This is a genomic window from Thermus sp. FJN-A (assembly GCF_054655095.1).
This window is the reverse complement of record NZ_BAAHSC010000209.1, coordinates 1-23,040: the sequence shown is the minus strand read 5'-3', so window position 1 is coordinate 23,040 and position 23,040 is coordinate 1. Positions and strand designations below refer to the sequence as shown.

The following is a 23,040-nucleotide window of genomic DNA, read 5'->3' as shown; positions in this document are numbered from 1 at the left end:
GTGGAGCCGATGGCGCTCAAGCGCTTGACCCGCCAGCGTAGGGCCGTCTTGGAGGTGGTGCGGAGGGCCCGAAACCACCCCGACGCCGCCTGGATCTACCAGGAGGTCCGCAAAGAGGTGCCCAAGGTGAGCCTGGGCACCATCTACCGCACCCTGGACGCCTTGGTGGAGGAGGGGTACCTCATCCCCATCACCAAGGCGGGGGAGGCCACCCGCTACGACGCCAACCTCCACCCCCACCTGCACCTGGTGTGCGAGGCCTGCGGGGAGATCGTGGACCTGGAGGTGGCCTTGCCGGACCTGGTGGTTTTGGCCCAGGAGGCCCATCCCGGGGTGGAGGTGCACGCCGCCGAGGTGACCTTTAGGGGGCTCTGCCCCACCTGTAAGGCGGTCTTGAAGGGCTAGATGGACCCCTTGGCCTGGCTCTATGCCCGCCAGGACGTGGTGGTCATGGGCCTGGAGCGGATCCGGGCCCTTCTCCATTCCCTAGGTAACCCGGAGGAGGCCTACCCCGTGGCCCTGGTGGGGGGCACCAACGGCAAGGGCACCACCGCCCGGGCCCTGGCGGCCATCCTGGAGGAGGCGGGGCTGAAGGTGGGGCTCTACACCAGTCCCCACCTGGAGGCGTTTGCGGAGCGGGTGGCGGTGGGGGGAGAGCCCATCCCTGAAGGCTTGCTTTTCTCCCTCTTAGAAGAGGTTCGCCCCCATGCGGAGCGGGTGGGGGCCAGCTTCTTTGAGGTAGCCACCGCCTTGGCCCTCCTCCACTTCGCCCGGGAGGGGGTGGGGTTCGCGGTGCTGGAGGTGGGCCTGGGGGGGCGGTTGGACGCCACCAACGCCACGGAACCCCTGCTTTCCGCGGTTACCAACATCGGCCACGACCACCTGGACCGCCTCGGGCCCACCCTGGGGGACGTGGCCCGGGAGAAGGCGGGGATTTTCCGCCCCGGGGTTCCTGCCCTCACCGCCGCCAAGGGGGTGGGGCTTGCCACGCTAAAGGCCGAGGCCAAAGCCCGGGGAACGCCCCTTTGGGCCTTGGGGGAGGCCTTCCGGGTGGAAGGGGTGGAGGCCCTGCCGGAGGGCCTCGCCTTCGTCCTCCACCTGGAGGGGACGGGGGAGGCCCGCCCCTTGCGGGCGCGCCTTTTGGGCCCCCACCAGGCGGAGAACCTGGCCCTGGCGGCGGTGGGGGGGAGGCTTCTTGGGGCTTCCTGGGAGGCGGTGGAACGGGGCCTCGCCCGGGCGGTGAACCCGGGGAGGCTACAGCGCCTTCCCTACGGGAAGGGGGAGCTCATCCTGGACGGGGCCCACAACCTCGAGGGCGCCCTGGCCCTCAGGGAGGCCCTCCGCTTTCACGGGTTTCTCCCCGCCGCCTTCGTCCTCGCCTTCAGCCGGGAGAAGGACCACGCCGCCATGGCCCAGGCCCTGAAGGACCTGGGCCCCGTGGTCCTGACCCGGTACGCTTCCCCCCGGAGCGCCGACCCCAAGGCCCTCCTTCCCCTTTTCCCAGGGGCGGTGGTGGAGGAAGAGCCTTCTAGGGCCTTGGAGAAGGCCTTCGTCCTGGGGGAGCGGGTGGTGGTGGCGGGAAGCCTCTACCTGGTGGGGGAGGTCCTGCGGGGCCTCAAGGGCCTTCCCCCGGAGGAACGGTGGCAGTAGCACCACCCCGGTGGGGATTGCCGGAGCCAAGGGGCGAACGAGGGGGGAAATAAAGGAGCCCCTAGTCCAGGGCCTGGCGGATGGCCTGGGCGGCCTTTAGGAGCTCCTCCAGGGGCCGGACCAAGGCGATCCGGACCCAGCCCTTCCCGCCCGGCCCAAACCCCCGGCCCGGGGCGAGGGCCACGCCCTCTTCCACTAGGCTTAAGACGAACTCCAGGTCGTCCACCCCGTGGGGAAGCCTGCCCCACAGGTACATGGTGGCCCTGGGGGGAAGGAGGGCCAGGGCCCCTTCCAGGGCTTGGGCCATCCTCAAGGCGCGCTCCCGGTAGGTTTGGGCGAAGCCCGAGAGGGCTTCCCTGGGCGTCCTCAGGGCGGCCATGCCCATGCGCAGGATGCCCGCGTACTGGTTGAAGTCTATGGCCCCCTTCACCCGCTCCAGGCGGGCGATGGCCTCCTCGCTCCCCAGGGCGAAGCCCAGGCGGAAGCCCGCCAGGTTATAGCTCTTGGAGAGGGAGAAGAGCTCCACCACCCGCTCCCTGGCCCCAGGGAGGGCCAGGGGGGAAGGGGCCTCGCCCTCGTAGACCTGGTCCACGTAAGGGTTGTCGTGGATGAGCCAGAGGCCGTGCCGCCGCACGAGCTCCAGGGCCTTCTCAAAGTAGTCCCAGTCCGCCACGGCCCCCGTGGGGTTGTTGGGGTAGTTGAGGAGGAGGACCTTGGCCTCCTTCCAGAGCACCTCGGGAACGCGGTCCAGGTCCGCAAGGCCGTCGGCCCGCAAGGGGATGAAGTGGGTCCGCAAGGAGGCCACCCGGGCCGCCCCGAAGTAGCTGGGGTAGGCCACCTCGGGCAATAGGAGCAGGTCCTGGGGCTCCGTGAGGGCCAGAAGGAGGTGGGCCAGGCCCTCTTGGCTGCCGATGAGGGCCAGGGCCTCCCGCCTGGGGTCCAGGCCCACCCCGTAGCGCCCCTCGTACCAGCGGGCCGCCTCCTCCAGGAAGGGGAGGGTACAGCTCTTCAGGCAGTAGCCGTAAGTGGTGGGGTCCTTCAGGGCCTCGGCAAGGGCCTTTAGGGGGGCCTCGGGGGGCGGGAGGTCGGTGGAGCCGATGGAGAGGTCTATGAGTCCCGTGCCCTTTTCCCGGGCCCTCCGTTTGGCCTCGTCCACCACCAGGAAGACGGAGGGCTCGGGTACCCTACTCATGGTGCCCCTCCCGCCAGGGCTTGCCCGTCACCAGGGAGAGGGCGTGGGGCAGGACGGGCAAAACCGCCTCCAGGGACTCCCGGGCCCCCTTGGGGCTTCCCGGCAGGTTGAGGATGAGGGTCTTCCCCCGCACCCCCACCACCCCCCGGGAGAGGGCGGCCATGGGGGTCTTCTCCAGGCCCTTCAGGCGCATGAGCTCGGCCAGGCCCGGCACCTCCCGGTCCAGCACCTCCCGGGTGGCCTCCGGGGTCTTGTCCCTGGGGGCAAGCCCCGTGCCCCCGTTGGTCAGGACGAGGTCTAACCCCTCCCGGTCCGCCCAGAGCCGGAGCACCTTCTTGATGAGGGGGGGTTCGTCGGGGACCAGCTCGTAGGCCACCACCTGGTAAGGCCCCCCCAGGAGGGCCTCCCGCAGGGCGAGGTGGGTGGTGTCCTCCCTTTCCCCGCGGTAGCCCTTGTCGGAAACGGTGAGGATGCCCACGCGGAACATTGCCCTTAGCCTATCACGCTCCCCGGGTCAGCCCTTGAGCCCCGTCAGGACCACGCCCTCGATGATCTGCCGCTGGAAGAAGAAGAAGACCACCAGGACCGGTAGGATGGCCAGGCTCGAGGCGGCCATGATCAGGTTCCAGGCCGTGCCCGCCTCCCCCGAGAAGAGGGCGATCCCCACCGGCAGGGTGCGCATCTCCGGGGTCTGCACCACGATGAGGGGCCAGAGGAAGGCGTTCCAGTTGCCCAGGAAGGTGAAGATGCCCAGAGCGGCCAAAGCCGGGCGCACCAGGGGGAGGCCCACCCGCCAGAAAACCCCAAACTCGGAAAGCCCGTCAATCCGGGCGGCGTCGAAGAGATCCTGGGGCAGGGTCTCAAAGAACTGCCGCATGAGGAAGACGCCGAAGGCGGTGACGAGGCCGGGGAAGAGGAGGCCGAAGTAGGTGTTGATCCACCCCTTTTCCGCGCTCATCACGTACCAGGGGATGACCAGCATCTCCGTGGGCACCATGAGGGTAGAGAGGATCAGCACGAAGAGGAGGCCCCTCCCGGGAAAGCGGAGCCGGGCCAGGGTGTAGCCCGCGAGGCTGTCAAAGAAGAGCACGGAGGCCGTGGTTACCGCGGCCACCAGCAGGCTATTCAGGAACCAGCGGGGAAACCCCGTTCCCCAGAGGACCTGCCGGTAGTTTTCCAGGGTGGGCTCTTGGGGCAGGAAGCGAAGGGTAAAGAGCTCGGGAAAGGGTTTGAGGGAGGTGAGGACCATCCAGAGAAAGGGGAGAACCATGACCCCGCTTCCCAGGGCCAAAAGGACCAGGGCCAGGAGGTTCCCAAGCCGCCTTTGGGCCCTCATAGCTCCACCCTCCGCGTGAAGATCCGGAGCTGGAGGAGGGTGATGAGGAGGATAAGGGCGAAGAGCACCACGGTGACTGCCGCCGCATACCCCAGCTGGAAGCGGAGAAAGGCCAGCTGGTAGATGTAAAGGGCCAGGGTCAAGGTGCTGTTCAAGGGCCCCCCTTGGTCGGTGAAGTTAAGGTTCACCACCTGGGTGAAAAGCTGCAGGTAGCCGATGGTGGCGATGACCGCGGAAAAGACCAGGACCGGGTTTAGGAGGGGCCAGGTGATGTGCCGGAAAAGCCGCCACCCCTCCGCCCCATCGATCCGGGCCGCCTCATAGTACTGGCGGGGGATGCTTTCTAAGCCCGCCAGGAAAAGGACCACCTGGAAGCCCAGGTTCTGCCAGACCACCACCCAGGTCACGGTGGGCAAGGCCTGGCTGGGGCTTTGCAGGAAGGGCTGGGGTGGAAGGCCGGCGAGGATGAGGATCTCGTTTACCAGGCCGAAGTGGGGGGAAAGCATCCAGCTCCACACCCAGGCCACGGCCACCGCGGGGGTCACGTAGGGGGCGAAGTAGACCGCCCGGAAGAAATCCCGGGCTACCGGTACCCGCTGGAGAAGGAGGGCCAGGGCGAGGCCCAGGAGGAGCTGCGCGGGAACCCCTAAGAGGGTATAGAGGAAGGTGTTGCCCAAGGCCTTGCGGAAGAGAGGGTCCTCGAGGAGGTGGGCGTAGTGTTCCAAACCCACAAACCGCCGGGCGGAAGGGTCGGCGTGCCACTCGTAGAGGGAGAGCCCCAGGGCCTGGAAGGCGGGGAAAATGCGGAAATAGAGGAAGAAAGCCAGGGGGATGGCCAAGAAGGCGTACGCCCAAAGGGCTTCCCGCTGGCCGAGGGTGAGACGCACCCTACCTCCAGAAGCGGTCCAGGATCTTCTGCTCCTCCTCCGCGGCCATGCGCAGGGACTGGGCCGGGTCCATCCCCTGGAGGAGCACCCGGTTGATGGCGTCCACCATCACCTTGCGCTGGGCGGTCTCGTCCACGAAGGGGGTGGCCTTGGCGTAGCCCAGGCTCAAAATGAAGGGGCCGTAAACGGGGTGCAGGGAAAGCTTGGGATCGCGGATGAGGGCCTTGCTGGCGGGGAGTTCCCCCACCTTTTCCAGCCAGTAGCGTTGGGCTTCCTCCGAGGTGAGGAAGGCCAAGAACCTGAGGGCGGCCTCCCGCTTGGGGCCTGTGGCCAAGGGGGTGAGGCCATGCATCCAGAAGGAACCGAAGTTGGCCTTCCGGCTTCCCGCCCGCTCCACGGGGAGTTCGGTGACCCCCCAGGAGAAGCGGGCCCCCTGTTGGACGGTGCCGATGGCAAAGGAGCCATCTATGATCATCCCGATCCTTCCCGCCATGAAGCCGTCCCGGTAGCCGTTGTTGCCGGGAAAGAAGCCCGGCACCCCGATCTCGTGCCTGCGCACCCAGTCGGTGTAGAAGGTAAAGGCCTTCAGGCCAGCCTCGTTTAGGTAAAGCACCTTGCGGCCGTCCTCGGAATAGGGTCGGCCGCCGAACTGGCGCACCAGGACCTCCCGCACCAGGTGGTGGTCCTGCCCGTCGGGGGCGATGCCGTAGCCGATTTGGGTGAAGCGCCCCCCTTGCTTCACCGTGAGCTTCCTGGCCGCCGCCAGGAACTCGTCCCAGGTCCTGGGGGGGCCAGAAAGGCCCGCCTGGCGGAAGAGGTCCTTGTTGTAGAAGAGGGCCAGGCTGCGCACGGCCGTGGGCACGCCGTATACCCTTCCTTCTATCTTCACCGCCTGGGCCATGGCCACAAAGTCCTGGTCTATCCGCCGGCTCCAGTCCTCGGGCAAGGGCACCAGGTAGCCCGCCTTGACCCAGGTGGGGGCCCAGCCGTAGTAGAGGTTCACCACATCCGGTCCCTGCCCGGCGGGGATGGCCGCGGCCACCTTCTGTTGGTAAGCGTCGTAGGGGAAGGTTTGGTGCACCACCCTGATCCCCGGATTCTGGGCCTCAAAGCGGCGGATGAGCTCGTCTACCGCCTCCACCTTGCTTTTAAACTCGTACTGCCAGTAGGTGATGGTGACGGGCTGGGCAAAGGAAAGGCCCAGAAGCGATAGAAGCGCGGAAAGAAAGCGTTTTTGTAACATCTTTGCCTCCTTTCAAGGGGAATTTTACCACGGCATAATGGGCTCATGTGGCGCTTTCCCCAGGTCTTGGAGGGGCGGTACGTGCGCCTCGAGCCCCTCTCCCTGGCCCATCTGCCGGGTTTCCTCGAGGCCTACGACCCCGAGGTCTACCGCTTTCTGAGCCGGGCCCCGCAGGAGGCCACGCCCGAGGCCTTAAGGGCCCATCTGGAGGGGCTTCTCACCGAGCCGGGGCGGGTGAACTGGGCCATCTACCGGGAGGACACCCTCGCGGGGCGCATCTCCGTGATCGCCCCCGAGCCGGAAAACGCCAAGCTGGAGCTCGGCACCATGGTCTTCAAGCCCTTTTGGGGAAGCCCGGTAAACAAGGAGGCCAAGTACCTCCTCCTCCGTCACGCCTTCGAGGTCTTGAGGGTAGAGCGGATCCAGTTCAAGGTAGACCTGAGGAACGCCCGAAGCCAAAGGGCCCTGGAGTCCTTGGGGGCGGTGCGGGAGGGGGTGTTGCGGAAAAACCGCAGGCTTCCTGACGGCACCTTTCGCGACGATGTGATCTATGGCCTCCTCCGGGAGGAGTGGCCCCCCGTGAAGGCCCGCTTGGAGGCAAGGCTCTATGGGGGAGATCCGGGAAGGCCTTAGCGCCTTGGTCCTTCTCCTCGCTTATCTGGGGCTCGCCCTTGGGGGACTTCCCGGTTACCGCATGAACCGGGCGGGGGTGGCCCTGGTGGGGGCCAGCTTTCTGGTCCTCCTTGGGGTCTTGGACCTCGAGGAGGCCTGGCAGGCCCTGGACGCCGAGACCCTGGTCTTCCTCTTCGGGGTCATGGTCCTCAACGCCCACCTGGCCTACGCCGGCTTCTTTGGCCTGGTGGCGGAGCGGCTTTTGCGCCTGGCCCGGACACCCCTTGCCCTCCTTCTCCTCCTCACCTTCGGGGCCGGGGGGCTTTCCGCCCTCTTCCTCAACGACACCATGGCCCTCCTCCTCACCCCCTTAGTCCTCCAGGTGACCCAGGGCTTGGGCCTGAACCCCGTCCCCTACCTCCTCGCCCTCATGGGGGCGGTGAACACGGGAAGCCTCATGACCCCCACGGGGAACCCCCAGAACATCGTGGTAGCCAGCCTCTCCGGCCTCGCATACCTGGATTTCCTGAAAGCCCTTTGGCTCCCCAGCCTGTTGGGGCTTCTCCTCCAGGTGTTCCTCCTGGCCCTCCTTTACCCTGAGGTCCGCTCCCTGAAGCCTCTCCTTCCCTTGCCGCCCTTGCGCTACCGCCTCCACCGCGGGCTTCTCCGCAAGGGCCTCCTGGTGGCCCTGGGGCTGTTTCTCGCCTTTCTCTTGGGCTATCCCATGGCCCAGGGGGCCCTGGTGGGGGCGGGGTTTCTCCTCTTCACCCGAAGGCTTCGCTCCGAGCGCTACTTCCTGCGGGTGGACTGGGAGCTTTTGGTGATGTTCGGGGGGCTTTTCATCCTTACCGAGGGCGTCCGCCGCCTGGGCCTGGCCGAGGCCCTCCTGCCCTTGGCCCAGAGCTCCTGGGGGCTTCTCCTGGTTACCGTGGTGCTTTCCCTGCTCATCTCCAACGTGCCTGCCGTTCTTCTCCTTGCCCCCTTAGGCCATGAGCCCAGGGGCTTTCTCCTTCTCGCCGGGGCGAGCACGGCGGCGGGTAACCTCGCCCTCCTCGCCAGCGTGGCCAACCTCATCGTGGCCGAAGGGGCCATGCGGGAAGGGGTCCGGGTGAGTTTTCTGGAGCACATCCGTTTTGGCCTGCCCCTCACCCTGGCTTCCCTGGCCCTTCTCTACGCCTGGCTCATTTGAGGCGGGCCTCGAGCCAGCCCCCGATGGCCAAGACCTTCCCGTCCTCGGCGTAGGCCCCCACCACCTGAAGGCCCACGGGCAGGCCCTCCACCCGGGCGAAGGGCAGGGTGAGGGTGGGCACCCCCAGGAGGCTGAAGGGGAGGGTGAGGATGATAAAGGCCTCCCGGTGGCTTTTCTTACCCGATTCCAGCTCCACCTCCTCCGTGCCCAGAGGGGGCGCGGGGAGGGGCTGGGCGGGGAGGAGGAGGGCGTCCACGCCCCTCAGGGCCTTCACCAGCTCCAGGCGCAGGACCTCCCGCTCGGCCACCGCATCCCGGTAGTCCTTCTCCGTGAGGGCCAGGCCCTCGAGGAGGGCCTCCCGCACCTTGGGGGAGAAGCCCTCGGGGTGTTCCTTGAGGGCCCGCTCGTGGATGCGGGCTGCCTCGTAGCGCGTGAGCCGGGTGTAGACCTCGTAGACCCCCCTCAGGGGCAAGGAGACCTCCTTCACCTCGGCCCGGAGGGTGGGCAGGTCCTCCAGAAGCCGGGAAAAGGCCTTGCGCACCCCTACCCCGAGCCTGCCCTCCAGGAAGTCCAGGGGCACGCCGAAGGTGGGGTTCTGGGGGCCTTCCAGGGGGATGCCCTCCCCGGCCAGGATCTCCGTGAGGAAGTGGGCGTCCCGCACGGTTTGGGTGAGGGGCCCGGCGTGGTCGGTGGAGCGGGAGAGGGGAAGGGCCCCTTCCAGGCTCACCCGCCCGAAGGAGGGCTTGAAGCCCACCACCCCGTTGAAGGCCGCGGGGATGCGGATGGAGCCCCCGGTGTCCGAGCCCAGGGAGGCGAGGCCAATCCCCAGGGCCACGGCCACGGCGCTTCCCCCGCTACTCCCCCCGGCCTGCCGGGTGGGGTCCACCGCGTTCCGCACCGGCCCCGTCCAGGGGTTTTCCCCGGTGATCCCCAGGGCGATCTCGTGCATGTTGGTCTTGGCGAAGAGGAGGGCCCCGGCCTCCCGCAGGCGGCGCACCGCCCTCGCCTCCTCGGGAAGGGGGGGGAGGGGGGCCCGGGTTCCGGCCCGGGTGGGCATGCCCTTCACGGGGAAAAGGTCCTTGACGGTGAGGGGAAGGCCGTGGAGGGGGCCCCGCACCCTCCCCTGCCTGAGCTCTTCCGTGAGCCGCCTGGCCTCGGCTTTGGCCCCCTCCTCGTCCAGGTAGGCCAAGGCGTTCCGGTCCTGAAAGACGCGGGCCCGCTCCAGGGCTTCCTCCAAGAGGTCCAGGGGGGTGGTCTCGCCGCGCTCCAGAAGGGCTTTAGCCTTCAGCAGGTCCATGCTCCATTATAAAAGCCCCCCTGCCCTCTTCCTGTAGGGGCTTGCGCCCCGGCCAGGCGTAGGCCACCACCTCTCGGCCCTCCAGGGCGAGGGCCACGAGCTCTGCGGTGGGCAAGCGGCTTTCCGTTTCCAACACCACGGCCAGCTCCGCCCGGGTCACGGGGTGCCTGGGGGCGAAGAGGGTGCAGCACTCCTCATCGGGGAGGATGGAGATCCCGTAGGTCCCGATCCTTCGGGCCTCGGCCATGATCTCCTGCTTGTCCCACCCGATGAGGGGGCGGAAGACGGGGAGGGTGGCCGCCTGGTTCACCGCGTGGAGGTTCTCCAGGGTCTGCGAGGCCACCTGGCCCAGGCTGTCCCCGGTGCAAAGGGCGAGGGCGCCTTCTTCCCGGGCGATGGCTTCGGCGATCCTGAGCATATAGCGGCGGTAGAGGACCACCCGGTAGGCGGTGGGGGCCTCCACGATGATGTGGCGCTGGACCTCGCTGAAGGGCACCAGGTGGAGCCTCAGGCGGTGCTGGAAGCGCACCAAGCGCTCGGCGAGGGCCCGGGCCTTTTCCCGGCTCGCCCCCGAGAGGAGGGGGAAGGGGTGGAAGTGGACCAGGACCACCTCCGCTCCCCGGCGCATCAGGCGGTAGGCGGCCACGGGGGAGTCTATTCCCCCGGAGAGGAGGGCCACCACCCGCCCCGAGACCCCTGGGGGAAGGCCCCCAGGGCCGGCGTGGTGCTCCACCTCCAGGAGGGCCGCCCCGGGGAGGATGCGCACCACGAACTCCCGCTCCGCCCCCTTGAGCCTTACCTGGGCCCCGGTGCGGGCCTTGACGAAGGCCCCCAAGGCCCGCTCCACCTCCGGGGAGGTGAGGGGAAAGCGCTTGTCGGAGCGCTTGGCGGTGATGCGGAAGCTTTGGAAGCGCTCGCCTGCCAAAACCTCGGCCAAGGCGGCCTCCATGGCCTCCAGGTCGGCCTGGGTGCGCACCACCCGGGCGAAGCGTTCCACCCCCAGGGTCTCTCCCAGGCGCTTTTGGGCCTCGGGCCAGGCCTCCTCGGGCAGGCGGAAGAGGAGGGCCATGGGCCACTCCGCCTCGAGGCCGGCCCCCGTGCCCCGCAGGGCCCGCTTCACGTGGGCCTTGGCCTTGCGGAGGAAGGCGGGGCGGTTTCCCCCCTTCAGGGCCAGCTCGTGGAAGAGGTTCACCAGCACCAGGGTTTCCATGGCTTTAGCAAAAGCCCTTGACCGCCAGGTAGAGCCGGCTGCAAAGAGAGCCCCGCCTGGCGGCCTCCCTCAGGTCCTCGGGGCTTCCGAAGCGGAAGGCCGTGTAAAAGGTCTTCCCGGGTTTGGGCTCGGGAAGGAGGACCGGGGAGAGGAGGTGGGCCTCGTAGACCCAAAGCTCCAGGGTGTAGGCCGCCCGCTCCTCCCGGCCGAAGGCCACGGGGAAGCGGAGGGCCACCTCGGCCCCCAGCTTCTCCCGGGCCACCCGCAGGGCCGCCGCCTCCAGGGCCTCCCCCTCGGCCAGGCTCACCGCCGGCAGGCCCCAGGCCCCCCCGAACTCGGGGTCCTCCTGCGGGCGTCGCACCAGGACCAGGCCCCCCTTGGCCCAGGCGGCCAGGGCCACGGAGCGCTTGTGGGGGCGTTCTCGGCGCCCGCCCGAAGGGCGCACCTCCCCGTGCACCCCCTAAGGGTAGCAGGCCTTGGGCCCGGGCGCAAAGCCCACGGGCGGCCTCAGGCCAGGCGGATGGGCTCCACCTCCACGGGGGTGCTGTGGAAGGTGCTCCCTCCCCCCAGGTCCGTGAGCCCCTCCGAGGTGAGGTGGTTCACCCCCTTGCCGTCCGGGGCCCATCGCTCCCACCAGGTGCCCTCGAGGACCACCGTCCCCGGGATGGGGGCCTCGCTCACCTCCGCCTTCCTCGTGATCCTGCCCCAGGGGGAGCGGATGTGAACCAGCATCCCGCTTTTCACCCCCCGCACCCCGGCGTCCTCGGGGTGGATGAGGAGCCTGGGCTCCCCGCCTTCCGCCGCCACCAGGGCCGGGACGCCGCCGTAGGTGGTGTTCAGGAAGCGGTGGGCCGGGGGGGTGATGAGGATCAGGGGGTATTCGGGAAGGGGCTCGGTGGGGATCACCTCGGGCGGGGGGCTGAAGCGCACCTCGCCTTCGGCGAAGGGGAGGAAGGGCTTGGGGAGGTTGAGCTTCACGAAGCCCTCCTCCTTAAGCCTCTCCAGGGTGAGGCCCTTTAGGTAAGGGTGGTCCGAGGCGAGGAGGCTTCGCGCCACCTCCTCCGCGGTCCAGTAGAGGGTGGGCTCCTTCAGGCCGAGCCTCTTCGCCAGCTCCCGGAAGACCCAGGTGTTGGGGCGGGCCTCCCCTTCGGGGGGGCAGAGGGGCTCGTTCCAGGAGAGGTAGTAGTGGCCGTAGCTGGTATAGAGGTCGGGGTGCTCGTAGAAGAAGGTGGCGGGGAGGAGGTAGTCGGCAAAGGCCGCGGTTTCCGTCATCACCTGTTCCAGCACCACGGTGAAGAGGTCTTCCCGTTCAAGCCCCGCCTTCACCTCCCCCGTGTTCGGGGCCACCACCAGGGGGTTGCTGTTGAAGACGAAGAGGGCCCTTATGGGGGGCTCAAGCCCGGCGAGGGCGGTGCCGAGCCCGTTCATGTTGATGGCCCGCGCCTTGGGGTTCGGCCGGAAGTAGCCCTCGTGGGGGTGGTCCTCCGCGAGGAGGTGCCTTCCCCCCAGGAAGCGCTTGTTTAAGGGAAAGGCCCCGCTCGTGGAGAGCATGGCCCCGCACCCCGGGTAGCGCCAGGCCCCGAGGAGGGCGGGGAGGAGGATCACGGCGCGGAGGGCGTTCCCCCCTCCCGGATGGCGGGTCATGCCGTAGCCCACCCGCAAGAAAACCCGCTTCGCCTCCCCCATCTCCCGGGCAAGGGCGAGGATGGCTGCTTCCGGCACCCCGGTGAGGGCGCTTGCCCTTTCTGGGGGCCACTTTTCCGCTTCTTTTTGGAACTCCTCCAGACCCACCGCCGCCCTCCCCAGGTAGTCCCGGTCCAAAAGGCCCTCCCGGAAGAGGACGTGGGCCAGGGCGTAGGCGAGGGCGGCGTCCGTGCCGGGGCGGAGCCTGAGGTGGAGGTCGGCGAAGCGAGAGGTGAGGTTTTCGTAGGGGTCTATGTGGACCACCTTGGCCCCCCGCCTTCTCGCCTCCTTGAGGAAGGGGGTGAGGTGGCTATTGGTGGAGAGGCTGTTGATGCCCCAAAGGAGGATGTAGCGGGCGTTTTCGGGGATGTCCTCGGGATCGGGGCTGAGGCGGGGGCCATAGGTCATCTCCCAGGCGGCGCTCCCCGCCGTGGCGCAGATGGTCTCCAGAAGCTCGCTCGCCCCGATGGCCCGGAAGAAGGCCAGGGGGTGCTGGTTCTCCACCAGGCCCATGGTGCCCGCGTAGTGGTAGGGGAGGACGGCTTCACCCCCATATCGGTCCAGGACCTCCTGGAGCTTCTGGGCGATGGCGTCCAGGGCCTCTTCCCAGGAGACCCGGGTGAACCTCCCTTCTCCCTTCCGCCCCACCCGGCGCAAGGGGTAGAGGAGCCTTTCCCTTACCCTTTCCGGGTAGCGGTAGGTCTTGGCGCAGGCGAAGCCTTGGGTGATGGGGTGGCGGGGATCCCCTTCCACCCCCTGGAGGCGCCCCTCGCCCAGGGTGAGGAGGAGGCTACAGGCATCGGGGCAGTCCAGGGGGCAGGTGGCGCGGGCCTTCATGCCCTTCATAGTAGCCCTAAGGCCTCGAGGGCGCCGCACCGTTCTTCGTAAGGGTCTGGCAGAAGCCCCACGGGGACGTCCAGCCGCAGGAGGTGGCCTTCCCGGTAAAGGGGCCAGCGGGGCCAGCCCTCGGGCTCGCCGCCCTTGGCGAAGGAGGTCCAGTAGCGGCGCATCTTCCGCCCCAGGTACTCCGCCTCCGCCTTGGCCTCCTCGCCCAGGAAAAGGGGCAGGAAGGGCATGGCCGTGAGGTTCCCGAAAAGGGGGGCGAGCTCCAGCCCGTGGAAGGCCCCGAGGCCCTCCCATCCCGGCACCCGGAAGGTGAAGAGGTAGGCGTAGGTGGGGGCGTGGGGGGCTTGGAGCCTGGCCACCTGAAGGGAGGGGCAGAGGAGGGTGAGGTCGGTCTGAAGGGCTCCCCAGGCGGCTTCAGGGTCAGGGAAGCGGGTTTGGTAGAGGGCGAGGAGGGCTTCCACCTGCCTGGGGGAAAGCCCCGAGGCTTCCAGCCTGGCCTGGGCCTCGGCCCAGGTCCTGGGGCCAAGGAGCCCCTGCAGGGCAGGGAAGCTTACCTCCTCGGCGTTGGCCCCGGCGATGAGGGGGATGCCCGCCGCCTTTCCCGCCCTCAGGGCCTGCCGGGGGTCTTGGAGCAGGAGGGGGCCGAGGTGGGGCCTGAAGGGCCCCGAAAGGAAGATGGAGGGCCGGGAGAGGAGGCGGCCCATGGCCTCCAGGGTGGGCTCCTGGGGGAGGATCTTCTCCAGGGGAAGGGCGCGGAGGCAGGGGAGGTCCTTAGGGTCGCACCCCCGCGCCCTGGCCCAGGCTTTCCCGAAGGCGAAGCCCGCCTCCAGGGGACGGACGTAGCCGCACCCCCCGGACTGGAGGATGGCCCGCTGGAAGAGCCCCCGGGCCTCGGGAAGGGCCAGGAGGGCGCAGGCCAGCATCCCCCCGGCGGATTCCCCAAAGAGGGTGACGTTCTCGGGGTCGCCCCCGAAGTAGCGGATGTAGCGCCGGACGAAGCGGAGGGCCTCGAGGACGTCCAAAAGCCCATAGTTCCCCACCGCCCCGGGGTCTTCCTCCGCCAGGGCGGGAAGGGCCAGGAAGCCCAAGGGCCCCAGGCGGTAGTTGGGGACCACCACCACCACGCCCTCCCGCGCCAGGAGATGGCCCTGGTAGATGGGCTCGGCGGCGCTTCCCGAGGTGAAGCCGCCCCCGTGCAGGTAGACCATCACGGGGAGGCCCTCCGGGGGCGGGAGCCGGGCGGGCAGATAGAGGTTTAGGACCAGGCACTTCTCCCGCTGGGGCGGGATGGCGCTCCCCAACCGCGCCGTGGTCCCCGGAACCTGGGGACAGGCGACCCGCTCCTGCCCCACCCCTTGGGGCCAGGCGGCCAGGGGCCTGGGGGCTTGGAAGCGCCCGGCCTCCGCGTAGGGGAGCCCATAAAAGGCGATGGCGCCCCCCTCTAACCGGCCTTCCGCCTGGCCCAAGGGGGTGAAGACAAGGAAGCCTTGGGCTGCGGCCAGGCCTGCCAGGAACACCACTCCGAGCCATCCCCTCATGGCCTAGATCCATTCTAGGCCTGCCTCTCCGGTGAGGGTGTGGGGCATAATGCGGTCCGTGGAGGCTCCCTTGGAAGCCCCCTTCTGGCGGGCGGGCCTCCTGGTGGCTGGCCTAGACGAGGCGGGCCGGGGGGCCTGGGCGGGGCCCATCGTGGTGGGGGCGGTGATCCTGTCCCCTGGGGAGTATCCCTTCAAGGACTCCAAGCTCCTTCCCCCCAAGGCGCGGGAACGCCTGGCGGAAAGGGTCAAGGAGGTGGCCCTGGCCTACGCCCTGGGGGTAGTGGAGGCGGCGGAGGTGGACCGGCTCGGGGTCCTCAAGGCCACCCTCCTCGCGGCGGAAAGGGCCCTGGCCTCCCTCCCCTTGGCCCCGGAGGCTCTGGTCACCGACTACCTCGCCCTTCCCACCTCCCTTCCCCTCCTCTTCCCCCCCAAGGCGGACGAGAATAGCCCCACGGTGGCCGCGGCCAGCATCCTGGCCAAGGTGCACCGCGACCGGATCATGGCCGAGCTGGACCGCCTCTATCCGGGTTACGGCTTCGCCCGGCACAAGGGTTACGGCACCCCGGAGCACCAAGCGGCCTTGGACCGCCTGGGGCCTTGCCCCGTCCACCGCAAGCGCTATGGCCCCGTGGCCCAGGCGGCCTTAAGGTTTCCTGAAGGGGTCTAGGGCCTGAGGGGTCTAAGCTGGTAAGGGGAGGTGCCCATGCGGCTTCTTTTGGCGCTTTTGGCGGGACTTCTTTCCGCCTGCACCCTGACCCTGGAAGGGGTGACCCTCACCTACCGCCTGGACTTTACACCGGCCATCCTGCGCTTTGAGCCCGACCGAGGGGCGGGGGCCACGTACTTCGTGGGGGAGGACATCCGCTTCTTCCTCACCCTGGAGAGCCCCGGTTGGGTGAGCCTGGTGGTCCAGGACCCGGACGGCTACACCTACGAGCTGGACCGCTTTTTCCTCCCCCGGGGCACCCACGTCTTGCCTCCAGGGGCCTACCGCTACACCCTCACCCCTCCCCGGGGCCTCCACCGGGTGCGGGCGGTGTACACCGACACGGAACCAGGGGCCTTGCGGCTGGAGGGGGTCTACACGGACTGGGACGCCCGGCTCCGGGTGTATCTGGAGGCCTCGAGGGCCAGGCGTTACCAGGTGGTGGAAACCCACTTCTACCTGCGCTAGGGTGTGCAAGAACTTGCAAGGGGGCTTGCGTCCCCCACCCGGGCCCGGGGTATAATCCCCCCGGACCGCTAAGGAGGTCAACAATGAAGCGGCGAGACTTCTTAAGGAAGGCGGGTATCGGCGTGGCGGCCAGCGCGGCCTTCGGTCCGGTGTTTGCCCAGGCAACCCCCACCGTGCGCTGGCGGTTGGCCAGCAGCTTTCCCAAGAGCCTGGACACCATCTTTGGGGCGGCGGACGTGCTGGCGGAGCGGGTGCGGGACCTCACCGGGGGCAGGTTCCAGATCCGCACTTACCAGGCGGGGGAGATCGTCCCCGGCCTCCAGGTGATGGATGCGGTGCAGCAGGGCACGGTGGAGGCGGGCCACACCGCCAGCTACTACTACGTGGGCAAGGCCCAAGTCTTCGCCTATGACACCGCGGTACCCTTCGGTCTCACCGCCAGGCAGCAGAACGCCTGGATGTACTATGGGGGCGGGATAGAGCTCTTCCGCCCCATCTTCGCGGACTTTGGCATCATCCAGTTCCCTGGGGGCAACACCGGGGCGCAGATGGGGGGCTGGTTCCGCAAGGAGATCAAGGGTCTGGCGGACCTCAAGGGCCTCAAGATGCGTATTCCTGGTCCGGGCGGCCAGGTGATGAGCCGGCTTGGGGTGGTGCCCCAGGTGCTGGCGGGTGGGGACATCTACCCGGCCCTGGAGCGGGGGGTGGTGGACGCCGCCGAGTGGGTGGGCCCCTACGACGACGAAAAGCTGGGCTTCCACAAGGTGGCCAAGTACTACTACTACCCCGGCTGGCACGAGCCCGGGCCACAGCTTTCCTTCTACGTGAACCTCAAGGAGTGGCAGAAGCTCCCCAAGGAGTACCAGCAAGCCTTTGAGGTGGCGGCGGCGGAGGCCAACCTCGCTATGCTGGCCAAGTACGACCGGGTCAATGCCCCCGCCCTGCAGCGCCTCGTCAAGGCTGGGGTCCGCCTGCGGAAGTGGCCCGCGGAGGTCATGAAGGCAGCCCAAAAGGCGGCCTTTGAGTGGTACGAGGAGGAAGCGGCCAAGGACGCCACCTACCGTAAAGTCTACACCGCCTGGAAGGCCTTCCGGGAAGAGACGTACCGCTGGTTTGGGGTGGCGGAGCTGGGCTACGCCCAGTTCGCCTTCCCCACCCTCTAACCCAAAAGCATAACCCCGGGGCTTTAGGCCCCGGGGCCTTGTTTAACCCAGGGCTCCTCCCACCAAGCGGAGGATGGGGTCCCGCAGGAAGTAGACGAGGAGGAGCACCAAGAGCTGCAGACCAATAAAGGGGATGCCTCCCAGATAGATGTCCTCCGTCCGAACCTCTTTGGGGGCCACGTTCCTTAGGTAGAAGAGGGCGAAGCCGAAGGGCGGGGTGAGGAAGGAGGTTTGGAGGTTCACCCCCACCAGGAGGCCGAACCAGAGCTTGTTTATTCCCAAGGCTTCTGCCCCGATGGCGAGAAGGGGTAGGGCGATGAAGGCGATCTCAAAGAAGTCTATGAAGAACCCCAGGAGGAAGACCAAGACCATCACGAAGAGGATGAAGCCCGTCTCCCCACCGGGAAGGCCCGTGAGGAACCCCTCCACCCAAAGGTCCCCATCCACGCCCCGGAAGACCAGGCTGAAAAGGGTAGAGCCGATAAGGATAAAGATCACGAAGGCTGTGAGCTTGGCGGTGCCCTCCATGGCCCCGTAGAGAACGGGGAAGGAGAGGCGGCGGTTCAAGGCGGCAAGGACGAGGGCGCCCATCACCCCCATGGCCCCGGCCTCCGTGGGGGTAGCCAAGCCGATGAGGACCGTGCCCAGGACCAGGAAGATGAGGACCAGGGGGGGGACCATGGAGACGAGGGCCCGGCGGAGAAGGGGGTTCCGCCGAATCCTGGGGAGAAGGACTAGGGTCCAGAGGAAAAGCCCCAGGAGGACCTCTAAGCCCTCGAGCCACCCCGGCAGGTGCAAGAACTCCCCGAGTTTCCAGGAACCTATCCCCACCAGAAGGTAGGAGAGGAGGGCAAAGGCGGCCTCGGGCTCTTTACCCGCTTCGGGCCGGGCTTCTTTGGGCAAGGCGGGCACCCACCGGGGCCGGAAGAGGGCCACGTAGATCACGTAGAGGAAGTAAAGGCCCACGGTGAGCCCCGCGGGGATCAAGGCCGCCCGGTACATGTCCCCCACGCTCACCCCGAGCTGGTCGGCCAGGACGATGAGCACCACGCTGGGGGGGATGATCTGGGCCAGGGTGGCCGAACCCAGGATCACCCCGCTGGCCAGGCGGGGGTTGTAGCCGTACTTGAGCATCACGGGCAGGGAGATGAGGCCCATGGCCATGACGCTGGCCGCCACCACCCCCGTGGTGGCGGCCAGGATGGCCCCCACGAAGACCACGCTCAGGGCAAGCCCGCCCCTAAGGGGCCCAAACAGCTTGCCCATGGTGTCCAAGAGGTCCTCGGCCAGGCCGCTTTTTTCCAGGATTATGCCCATGAAGGTGAAGAAGGGGATGGCCAGGAGGAGCTGGTTGGACATGATGCCGAAGATGCGGTCCGGCATGGCCCGGAGTAGCCCCGCCGGGAAGAGGTCCAGGGCGATGCCCAAGAACCCGAAGACGATGCCCACCGCTCCCAGGGAGAAGGCCACCGGGTAGCCCGAGAGGAGAAAGACCACGAGGGCGGCGAACATGAGGGGGGGGAGGAGGCCTTCTAGGTTCACTCCACCACCTCCTTCTCCTCCTTGGGGAGTTCTAGGTGCCCCGAAAGGAAGGCCAACCGCTTGATGAGTTCGGAGAGACCCTGGAGAAGGAGAAGGGTAAAGCCCACGGGGACTATCAGCTTGATGGGCCAGCGGGGCAGGCCCCCCACGTCGGGAGAGACCTCCCGGGCGGTGAAGGAGTTCAGGAACCAGGGCCAGGACAAGTAGATCACCCCCACGGACATGGGGATGAGGAAAAGGAAGGTGCCCAGGACATCGATCCAGGCCTGGGCCCTGGGGGAGAGGCGGCCGTAGAGGAGGTCGATGCGCACGTGGGCGTTGTGCTTAAGGGCATAGGCTCCGCCCAGGAGGAAGATGAGGCTGAACATGTACCACTGGGCCTCGAGGTAGGCGTTGGAGCTGTAGCTGAAGGCGTAGCGCATGACCGCGTTCCCCGCGGAAAGAAGCGCCACCAAAAGCACCAGCCACACCACCAGCCGTCCCACCTTCTCGCTTAGGGCATCTATGGCGCGGGATAGACCGAGCAGAACGCGCATCTCCTTGACCCCCCTTAAAAACCGCCCCCATCCTACCCAGGGGGGGCAGGGCTGTCAACGCGCTTCCCCAGGGCGCCCACGTGGGAAAGCCCAATCAGGACAAGGCCCGCGCCACCAAGGCCAAAGCCGCCTCCAGCACCGCCTTTAGATGGGCTTCCCCCTTGAAGCTTTCCGCATAGACCTTGGCCACGTCCTCGGTGCCGCTGGGCCGGGCGGCGAACCAGGCGCTTTCCGTAACCACCTTGAGGCCCCCCAGGGGCTCCCCGTTGCCCGGTGCCCGGGTGAGCACGGCCAGGATGGGTTCCCCGGCGAGTTCCTTCTCCCGGATGGCCTCGGGGGAGAGGGCGGCGAGCTTGGCCTTGGCCTCCGGGGCCAGGGGCAGGTCCTTGCGGGCGTAGTAGGGACGGCCCAAGGCCCCGGCCAGTTCCCCGTAGAGGGCGTCTGGGGCCTGGTCCCGCTTGGCCATGAGTTCGGCGGCGAGAAGCCCTAAGAGGATGCCGTCCTTGTCGGTGGAGAAGGGCCTGCCGTCAAGGCGGAGAAAGCTTGCCCCCGCGCTTTCCTCCCCGCCAAAGCCCAGCCAGCCCTGAAGAAGCCCATCCACAAAGTACTTGAAGCCCACGGGGGTCTCGTACACCTCCCGCCCGAGCGCCTTCGCCACCCGGTCCAGAAGGGCGCTGGTGACGGCGGTCTTGCCGATCCTGGCCCCCGGCCAGGTCCGGGTGGTGAAGAGGTGGTGGACGGCCGCCGCCAGGTAGTGGTTGGGGTTCATGAGGCCCCTGGGGGTCACGATGCCGTGGCGGTCGGCGTCGGGGTCGTTGCCGATGGCGAGGTCAAAGCGGTCCTTGAGGGCTAAGAGGCCCGCCATGGCGTGGGGGCTGGAGCAGTCCATGCGGATCCGGCCGTCGTGGTCTGGGGGCATGAAGCGGAAGGTGGGGTCCAGGGTGGGGTTCACCACCTCCAGGCTCAGGCGGTAGCGCTCCGCCAGGCGTTCCCAGACCCTGAGGCTCGCCCCTCCCAAGGGGTCCACCCCGATCCTGAGGCCGGAGGCGCGGATGGCCTCCAGGTCCACCGCCTCCCGCACCCTTTCCACGTAGAGCCCGGCGTAATCGTAGGGCTTGGCCCGCCGCAGGGCCTCCCGCAGGGGAAGGCGCCGCACCCCCTTCAGCCCCTCCCTTAGGAGGAGGTTGGCCCGTTCCTCAATGGCCTTGGTGATGCAGGTGTCCGCCGGGCCCCCGGTGGGGGGATTGTACTTGAACCCCCCGTCCTCCGGGGGGTTGTGGCTGGGGGTGAGGAGAACCCCATCCGCCGGGGCCTGGCTTATGGCGTTGTGCTCCAGGATGGCCAGGGAGACCAAGGGGGTGGGGGTGTAGCCTCCTTCCGGCTCCACGCGCACCTCGAGGCCGTTGGCCACGAACACGGTCAAGGCCGTGGCCCAGGCGGGCTCGGAGAGGGCGTGGGTGTCCTTGCCCAGGAAAAGGGGCCCCATGGCCCCCCAAGAACCCCTTAGGTCGGCGATGGCCTGGGCCATGGCCAGGACGTGGGCCTCGGTGAAGGTGCCCTTGAGGCTCGTGCCCCGGTGGCCGCTCGTGCCGAAGGCCACCCGTTGCCACGGGTCTTCGGGGTCCGGGCGTTCCTCGTAGTAGAGGGTGAGGAGCCTGGGGAGGTTCATGGCCTGAGCTTAAGGAGGCCGGCGCCTTTCCCCCTAGGGCTTAGCGGGGGCTTCTTCCCGGGGCGGGGTCTCCTTCTTCTCCTCGGTCTTGGGGGTGAGCTCCGCCAAGACCTGGTTCAGGCGGTTTTCGATCTTGGCCGCCTTTCGAAGCTCTTGGATCAGGGCCTGGGCTTTAGCCTGTCGCTTCTTGTTGATGGCCCCCTCCTTGGCCTCCTCCACCACCTGGGCAAAGGGCTTCAGCACCTCCGCCCGGCGGTTCTTGATGAGGAGCACGGCGAAGGTGCCGTCCTCCAGCTTCACCACCTCGCTGACCTCGCCCAAGGGGCCCTGGGGGAAGGATTCCTTGACCTTGAAGACCAACCTGTCCAGCACGGCGGGAAGCTGGTTGGGGTTCACGGTCCCGTACTCGGTGACCGTTCCCTCCTGAGCCTTGGCCAGGGCCTGCAGGTCCCCGCTCCGCAAGGCGGCTTCCCGGAAGGCCTTGGCCTTGGCCTCGGCCTTGAAGACCACCCCCACCACCTCCGCGCTGGCGGGCACGGTGAAGAGGGCGGGGTTCTCCGCGTAGAACCTCCGCGCCTCCTCCTCGGTGGCGGTTAGGTCCCGGGTCTCGTACAGCAAGTAGGCCTGGGCGATCTCGTCCTTGCTGCCAAGGAAGGGTTGGCCGCTTTTCTTGGCTGCCTGCGCCAGAAGCTCCCGGTCAATGAGGTTTTCCAGGGTTTGCGGCAGGAAGAACTGCACCGCCAGCTCCCCTAGACCCTGCTGGATGAGGGCCGCGGTCTGCTGGTTGGAGAAGACGGGTTGGAGAACCTGGGAGAGGAGGATTTCCTTCTCGTCCACCTTGGCCACGGGGGGGTTCTTGTAAAGGTAGGGGCTGTCCTCGGCGAAGCGCACCTGGGCCTTCTTGCGCAGGTCCTCCAGGTAGGCCTCCAGCGCCCCGTTGCCTTTGGCCTCCTGGGCGTCTTTTTCCACCTGGTCCTTGACCTCCTCGAAGGAGGGGGCCTTGGGGGGCAGGTACGCCTCCACCCGCACCAGGTAGTAGCGCCCGCCCGCCTCTATGGGCCCCACCAGGCCCGGCCCCTTGGTGGCGAAGACCGCTTCCGCCACCTTTTCGGGGAAGACCACCTTGGTCACGGGCTTGGGCTCGCTTTCTCCGGGTCCTGCGCCCAGGGCCCCACCCTGCTCCGCCCCCACCTTGGAGTGCGCCTTGGCCAAGGCGGCGAAGTCCTCCCCGGCCTTGGCCTTGGCCAGGAGGTCCTCGGCCAGCTTCGGGTCGTCCACCACGATCTGCCTGGCCTTCACCCGGGCCTCTCCCTTGTAATCGTCGCGGTGCGCCTCGAAGTAGAAGCGCACCTCCTCCGGGGTGGGCTTGGCCGAGGAGCGGATCTGCTCCAGGCGTTTTTGGATCTGGAGCTGGGTCTTGATCTCGGCCCGGAGCCGGGCATCGGTGAAGCCCACCTGGTTGAGGAACTGCTCGTAAGCCTTCTTTTCCTTAAGGCCGAACTGCTCCCTGATGCGGTCCAACTCCTTGCGCACCTCGGCGCTCCCCACCCGGACCCGGGCCGCATCCTGCTTGAGGGCCTCGGTGAGGATCACCTGCTCCAGGAAGTGGGTGTCCACCAAGGTCTTGAGGAGACCTTCGGGGTTGGCCGCATAGAGGGGGTCGTTCCCCTGGAGCCGGAGAAGGTCCAGCTCGTGGACGGCTTTCCCGTTCACCCACAGCACGGGCTTGCCCCGCGCCTGCTGTCCCGCCTGGGGGGTGAAGAGGAGGATGGCCCCCACGGCAAAGGCCAAGGCCAGTAGACCGAAAAGGATGGTGATGACCTTTTTGTTGATGCCAAACACTTGACCGCCTCCTCCTGTGCGTGCTAGGATAGCTCCCGCTGAGTGCGCCCGTAGCTCAGCTGGATAGAGCGTCGGCCTCCGGAGCCGAAGGTCAGAGGTTCGAGTCCTCTCGGGCGCGCCATTTTTCTTTGGGTAACCCGGAAAGCCCTAAGCACGAAGGGATTTTAGCACACACCCCATGAGAGCTGGGTTTAGGATAACCCAAGTTGCTACCCAGCCATCTTCTGGGTCAGGAGACTGATGTTATGGGCCAGGACGAAGGTGAGAACTTTGATGACGAAACCCTCCTGGGTCACGGCGTGGATGCGCCTGGGGAAGAGGTGATGGAGCATGCTCCCCACCGTCTCCACCACCCTCCGCCCCACGATGGCCAGGTACTGCATCCAAGGGAGATACCGCCGGCTGTTCCTCCTGCGGATGACCATGGGAAC

21 protein-coding genes, 1 tRNA gene and 1 pseudogene are annotated in these 23,040 nt (G+C 67.8%); 8 read left to right on the top strand and 15 right to left on the bottom strand.

What is annotated here, in order from left to right; genetic code table 11:
* Positions 1 to 9: 9 nt before the first annotated feature.
* Positions 10 to 405: a manganese-dependent transcriptional regulator PerR gene (gene perR / locus ACYQ0J_RS10180; RefSeq protein ID WP_460172007.1), complete on the top strand. Its 396-nt coding sequence runs from the start codon at positions 10 to 12 to the stop codon at positions 403 to 405.
* Entirely contained in the window at positions 406 to 1,650 is a 1,245-nt protein-coding gene (locus ACYQ0J_RS10175; RefSeq protein WP_460172006.1) for a bifunctional folylpolyglutamate synthase/dihydrofolate synthase, read from the top strand.
* Between the two features lie 61 nt (positions 1,651 to 1,711).
* Here the strand turns inward: ACYQ0J_RS10175 and ACYQ0J_RS10170 are convergent, their stop codons facing one another.
* From ACYQ0J_RS10170 to ACYQ0J_RS10150, 5 genes are read right to left on the bottom strand one after another with little or no spacing between them, the layout of a single operon-like run.
* Positions 1,712 to 2,842 (bottom strand): aminotransferase class I/II-fold pyridoxal phosphate-dependent enzyme, encoded by a 1,131-nt coding sequence (locus ACYQ0J_RS10170; RefSeq protein WP_460172005.1) that lies wholly within the window; start codon positions 2,840 to 2,842, stop codon positions 1,712 to 1,714.
* On the bottom strand, positions 2,835 to 3,329 hold the full coding sequence (locus ACYQ0J_RS10165) for a MogA/MoaB family molybdenum cofactor biosynthesis protein (protein ID WP_460172004.1): 495 nt from the start codon (positions 3,327 to 3,329) through the stop codon (positions 2,835 to 2,837). Before ACYQ0J_RS10165 ends, ACYQ0J_RS10170 begins: the two co-directional genes overlap by 8 nt.
* 27 nt (positions 3,330 to 3,356) lie before the next feature.
* A complete protein-coding gene (locus ACYQ0J_RS10160) occupies positions 3,357 to 4,178 on the bottom strand; it encodes a carbohydrate ABC transporter permease (RefSeq protein WP_460172003.1) in 822 nt (273 codons plus the stop codon).
* On the bottom strand, positions 4,175 to 5,065 hold the full coding sequence (locus tag ACYQ0J_RS10155; RefSeq protein ID WP_460172002.1) for a carbohydrate ABC transporter permease: 891 nt from the start codon (positions 5,063 to 5,065) through the stop codon (positions 4,175 to 4,177). Before ACYQ0J_RS10155 ends, ACYQ0J_RS10160 begins: the two co-directional genes overlap by 4 nt.
* A gap of 1 nt (position 5,066) precedes the next feature.
* The gene (locus ACYQ0J_RS10150; RefSeq protein WP_460172001.1) at positions 5,067 to 6,308 is read right to left on the bottom strand and encodes an extracellular solute-binding protein; all 1,242 of its coding nucleotides are present in this window, start codon (positions 6,306 to 6,308) and stop codon (positions 5,067 to 5,069) included.
* Positions 6,309 to 6,353: 45 nt separating this feature from the next.
* On the opposite strand from ACYQ0J_RS10150, the gene ACYQ0J_RS10145 reads away from it, so the two are divergent.
* Positions 6,354 to 6,941 carry a GNAT family N-acetyltransferase gene (locus tag ACYQ0J_RS10145; RefSeq protein ID WP_460172000.1) on the top strand — a complete coding sequence of 196 codons (588 nt, stop codon included), beginning with the start codon at positions 6,354 to 6,356 and terminating at the stop codon, positions 6,939 to 6,941.
* Entirely contained in the window at positions 6,916 to 8,109 is a 1,194-nt protein-coding gene (locus ACYQ0J_RS10140; RefSeq protein ID WP_460171999.1) for an SLC13 family permease, read from the top strand. The genes ACYQ0J_RS10145 and ACYQ0J_RS10140 overlap by 26 nt, the downstream gene beginning before the upstream one ends.
* Here ACYQ0J_RS10140 and ACYQ0J_RS10135 read toward each other — a convergent pair.
* The 5 genes from ACYQ0J_RS10135 to ACYQ0J_RS10115 are packed head-to-tail and all read right to left on the bottom strand — an operon-like array spanning position 8,102 to position 14,683.
* Positions 8,102 to 9,406 (bottom strand): amidase, encoded by a 1,305-nt coding sequence (locus ACYQ0J_RS10135; protein WP_460171998.1) that lies wholly within the window; start codon positions 9,404 to 9,406, stop codon positions 8,102 to 8,104. The genes ACYQ0J_RS10140 and ACYQ0J_RS10135 overlap by 8 nt on opposite strands.
* Positions 9,387 to 10,616, bottom strand: coding sequence for a tRNA uracil 4-sulfurtransferase ThiI (gene thiI, locus ACYQ0J_RS10130; RefSeq protein ID WP_460171997.1), 1,230 nt, complete (start codon positions 10,614 to 10,616; stop codon positions 9,387 to 9,389). The genes ACYQ0J_RS10135 and thiI overlap by 20 nt, the downstream gene beginning before the upstream one ends.
* Positions 10,617 to 10,620: 4 nt before the next feature.
* A complete protein-coding gene (locus ACYQ0J_RS10125; RefSeq protein WP_460171996.1) occupies positions 10,621 to 11,073 on the bottom strand; it encodes an NUDIX domain-containing protein in 453 nt (150 codons plus the stop codon).
* Between the two features lie 50 nt (positions 11,074 to 11,123).
* Entirely contained in the window at positions 11,124 to 13,136 is a 2,013-nt protein-coding gene (locus ACYQ0J_RS10120) for a molybdopterin oxidoreductase family protein (RefSeq protein WP_460171995.1), read from the bottom strand.
* Between the two features lie 5 nt (positions 13,137 to 13,141).
* Positions 13,142 to 14,683 carry a carboxylesterase/lipase family protein gene (locus ACYQ0J_RS10115; protein WP_460171994.1) on the bottom strand — a complete coding sequence of 514 codons (1,542 nt, stop codon included), beginning with the start codon at positions 14,681 to 14,683 and terminating at the stop codon, positions 13,142 to 13,144.
* 49 nt (positions 14,684 to 14,732) lie between these two features.
* Here ACYQ0J_RS10115 and ACYQ0J_RS10110 point away from each other — a divergent pair, with 49 nt between their 5' ends.
* From ACYQ0J_RS10110 to ACYQ0J_RS10100, 3 genes are all read left to right on the top strand, one after another.
* Positions 14,733 to 15,350 (top strand): ribonuclease HII, encoded by a 618-nt coding sequence (locus ACYQ0J_RS10110; protein WP_460171993.1) that lies wholly within the window; start codon positions 14,733 to 14,735, stop codon positions 15,348 to 15,350.
* A gap of 36 nt (positions 15,351 to 15,386) precedes the next feature.
* Positions 15,387 to 15,857, top strand: a complete 471-nt coding sequence (locus ACYQ0J_RS10105) for a DUF4384 domain-containing protein (protein ID WP_460171992.1) — start codon at positions 15,387 to 15,389, stop codon at positions 15,855 to 15,857.
* An 83-nt stretch (positions 15,858 to 15,940) separates the two neighbouring features.
* Positions 15,941 to 17,020, top strand: a complete 1,080-nt coding sequence (locus tag ACYQ0J_RS10100) for a TRAP transporter substrate-binding protein (protein WP_460171991.1) — start codon at positions 15,941 to 15,943, stop codon at positions 17,018 to 17,020.
* A 42-nt stretch (positions 17,021 to 17,062) separates the two neighbouring features.
* Here ACYQ0J_RS10100 and ACYQ0J_RS10095 read toward each other — a convergent pair whose 3' ends face one another.
* From ACYQ0J_RS10095 to ACYQ0J_RS10080, 4 genes are all read right to left on the bottom strand, one after another.
* A complete protein-coding gene (locus ACYQ0J_RS10095; protein ID WP_460172025.1) occupies positions 17,063 to 18,532 on the bottom strand; it encodes a TRAP transporter large permease in 1,470 nt (489 codons plus the stop codon).
* A gap of 26 nt (positions 18,533 to 18,558) precedes the next feature.
* On the bottom strand, positions 18,559 to 19,098 hold the full coding sequence (locus ACYQ0J_RS10090; RefSeq protein WP_460171990.1) for a TRAP transporter small permease subunit: 540 nt from the start codon (positions 19,096 to 19,098) through the stop codon (positions 18,559 to 18,561).
* A gap of 94 nt (positions 19,099 to 19,192) precedes the next feature.
* A complete protein-coding gene (locus ACYQ0J_RS10085; RefSeq protein ID WP_460171989.1) occupies positions 19,193 to 20,767 on the bottom strand; it encodes a phosphoglucomutase in 1,575 nt (524 codons plus the stop codon).
* Between the two features lie 33 nt (positions 20,768 to 20,800).
* Positions 20,801 to 22,609: a peptidylprolyl isomerase gene (locus tag ACYQ0J_RS10080; protein WP_460171988.1), complete on the bottom strand. Its 1,809-nt coding sequence runs from the start codon at positions 22,607 to 22,609 to the stop codon at positions 20,801 to 20,803.
* Positions 22,610 to 22,653: 44 nt separating this feature from the next.
* Here ACYQ0J_RS10080 and ACYQ0J_RS10075 point away from each other — a divergent pair.
* Positions 22,654 to 22,730: transfer RNA gene (locus tag ACYQ0J_RS10075), tRNA-Arg, on the top strand.
* A gap of 88 nt (positions 22,731 to 22,818) precedes the next feature.
* On the opposite strand, the pseudogene ACYQ0J_RS10070 reads toward ACYQ0J_RS10075, so the two are convergent.
* Positions 22,819 to 23,040 (bottom strand): annotated as a pseudogene (locus ACYQ0J_RS10070) (IS982 family transposase); the annotation flags it as partial.

Bases quoted from the DNA above. Each gene is read 5' to 3' on its own strand.
- ACYQ0J_RS10160 (WP_460172003.1), bottom strand. From the start codon at position 4,178: ATGAGGGCCCAAAGGCGGCTTGGGAACCTCCTGGCCCTGGTCCTTTTG.
- ACYQ0J_RS10170 (WP_460172005.1), bottom strand. From the start codon at position 2,842: ATGAGTAGGGTACCCGAGCCCTCCGTCTTCCTGGTGGTGGACGAGGCC.
- ACYQ0J_RS10175 (WP_460172006.1), top strand. From the start codon at position 406: ATGGACCCCTTGGCCTGGCTCTATGCCCGCCAGGACGTGGTGGTCATG.
- ACYQ0J_RS10165 (WP_460172004.1), bottom strand. From the start codon at position 3,329: ATGTTCCGCGTGGGCATCCTCACCGTTTCCGACAAGGGCTACCGCGGG.
- ACYQ0J_RS10145 (WP_460172000.1), top strand. From the start codon at position 6,354: ATGTGGCGCTTTCCCCAGGTCTTGGAGGGGCGGTACGTGCGCCTCGAG.
- ACYQ0J_RS10090 (WP_460171990.1), bottom strand. From the start codon at position 19,098: ATGCGCGTTCTGCTCGGTCTATCCCGCGCCATAGATGCCCTAAGCGAG.
- ACYQ0J_RS10150 (WP_460172001.1), bottom strand. From the start codon at position 6,308: ATGTTACAAAAACGCTTTCTTTCCGCGCTTCTATCGCTTCTGGGCCTT.
- ACYQ0J_RS10115 (WP_460171994.1), bottom strand. From the start codon at position 14,683: ATGAGGGGATGGCTCGGAGTGGTGTTCCTGGCAGGCCTGGCCGCAGCC.
- ACYQ0J_RS10120 (WP_460171995.1), bottom strand. From the start codon at position 13,136: ATGAAGGCCCGCGCCACCTGCCCCCTGGACTGCCCCGATGCCTGTAGC.
- thiI (WP_460171997.1), bottom strand. From the start codon at position 10,616: ATGGAAACCCTGGTGCTGGTGAACCTCTTCCACGAGCTGGCCCTGAAG.
- ACYQ0J_RS10140 (WP_460171999.1), top strand. From the start codon at position 6,916: ATGGGGGAGATCCGGGAAGGCCTTAGCGCCTTGGTCCTTCTCCTCGCT.
- ACYQ0J_RS10100 (WP_460171991.1), top strand. From the start codon at position 15,941: ATGAAGCGGCGAGACTTCTTAAGGAAGGCGGGTATCGGCGTGGCGGCC.
- ACYQ0J_RS10110 (WP_460171993.1), top strand. From the start codon at position 14,733: ATGCGGTCCGTGGAGGCTCCCTTGGAAGCCCCCTTCTGGCGGGCGGGC.
- ACYQ0J_RS10085 (WP_460171989.1), bottom strand. From the start codon at position 20,767: ATGAACCTCCCCAGGCTCCTCACCCTCTACTACGAGGAACGCCCGGAC.
- perR (WP_460172007.1), top strand. From the start codon at position 10: ATGGCGCTCAAGCGCTTGACCCGCCAGCGTAGGGCCGTCTTGGAGGTG.
- ACYQ0J_RS10135 (WP_460171998.1), bottom strand. From the start codon at position 9,406: ATGGACCTGCTGAAGGCTAAAGCCCTTCTGGAGCGCGGCGAGACCACC.
- ACYQ0J_RS10105 (WP_460171992.1), top strand. From the start codon at position 15,387: ATGCGGCTTCTTTTGGCGCTTTTGGCGGGACTTCTTTCCGCCTGCACC.
- ACYQ0J_RS10095 (WP_460172025.1), bottom strand. From the start codon at position 18,532: ATGTTCGCCGCCCTCGTGGTCTTTCTCCTCTCGGGCTACCCGGTGGCC.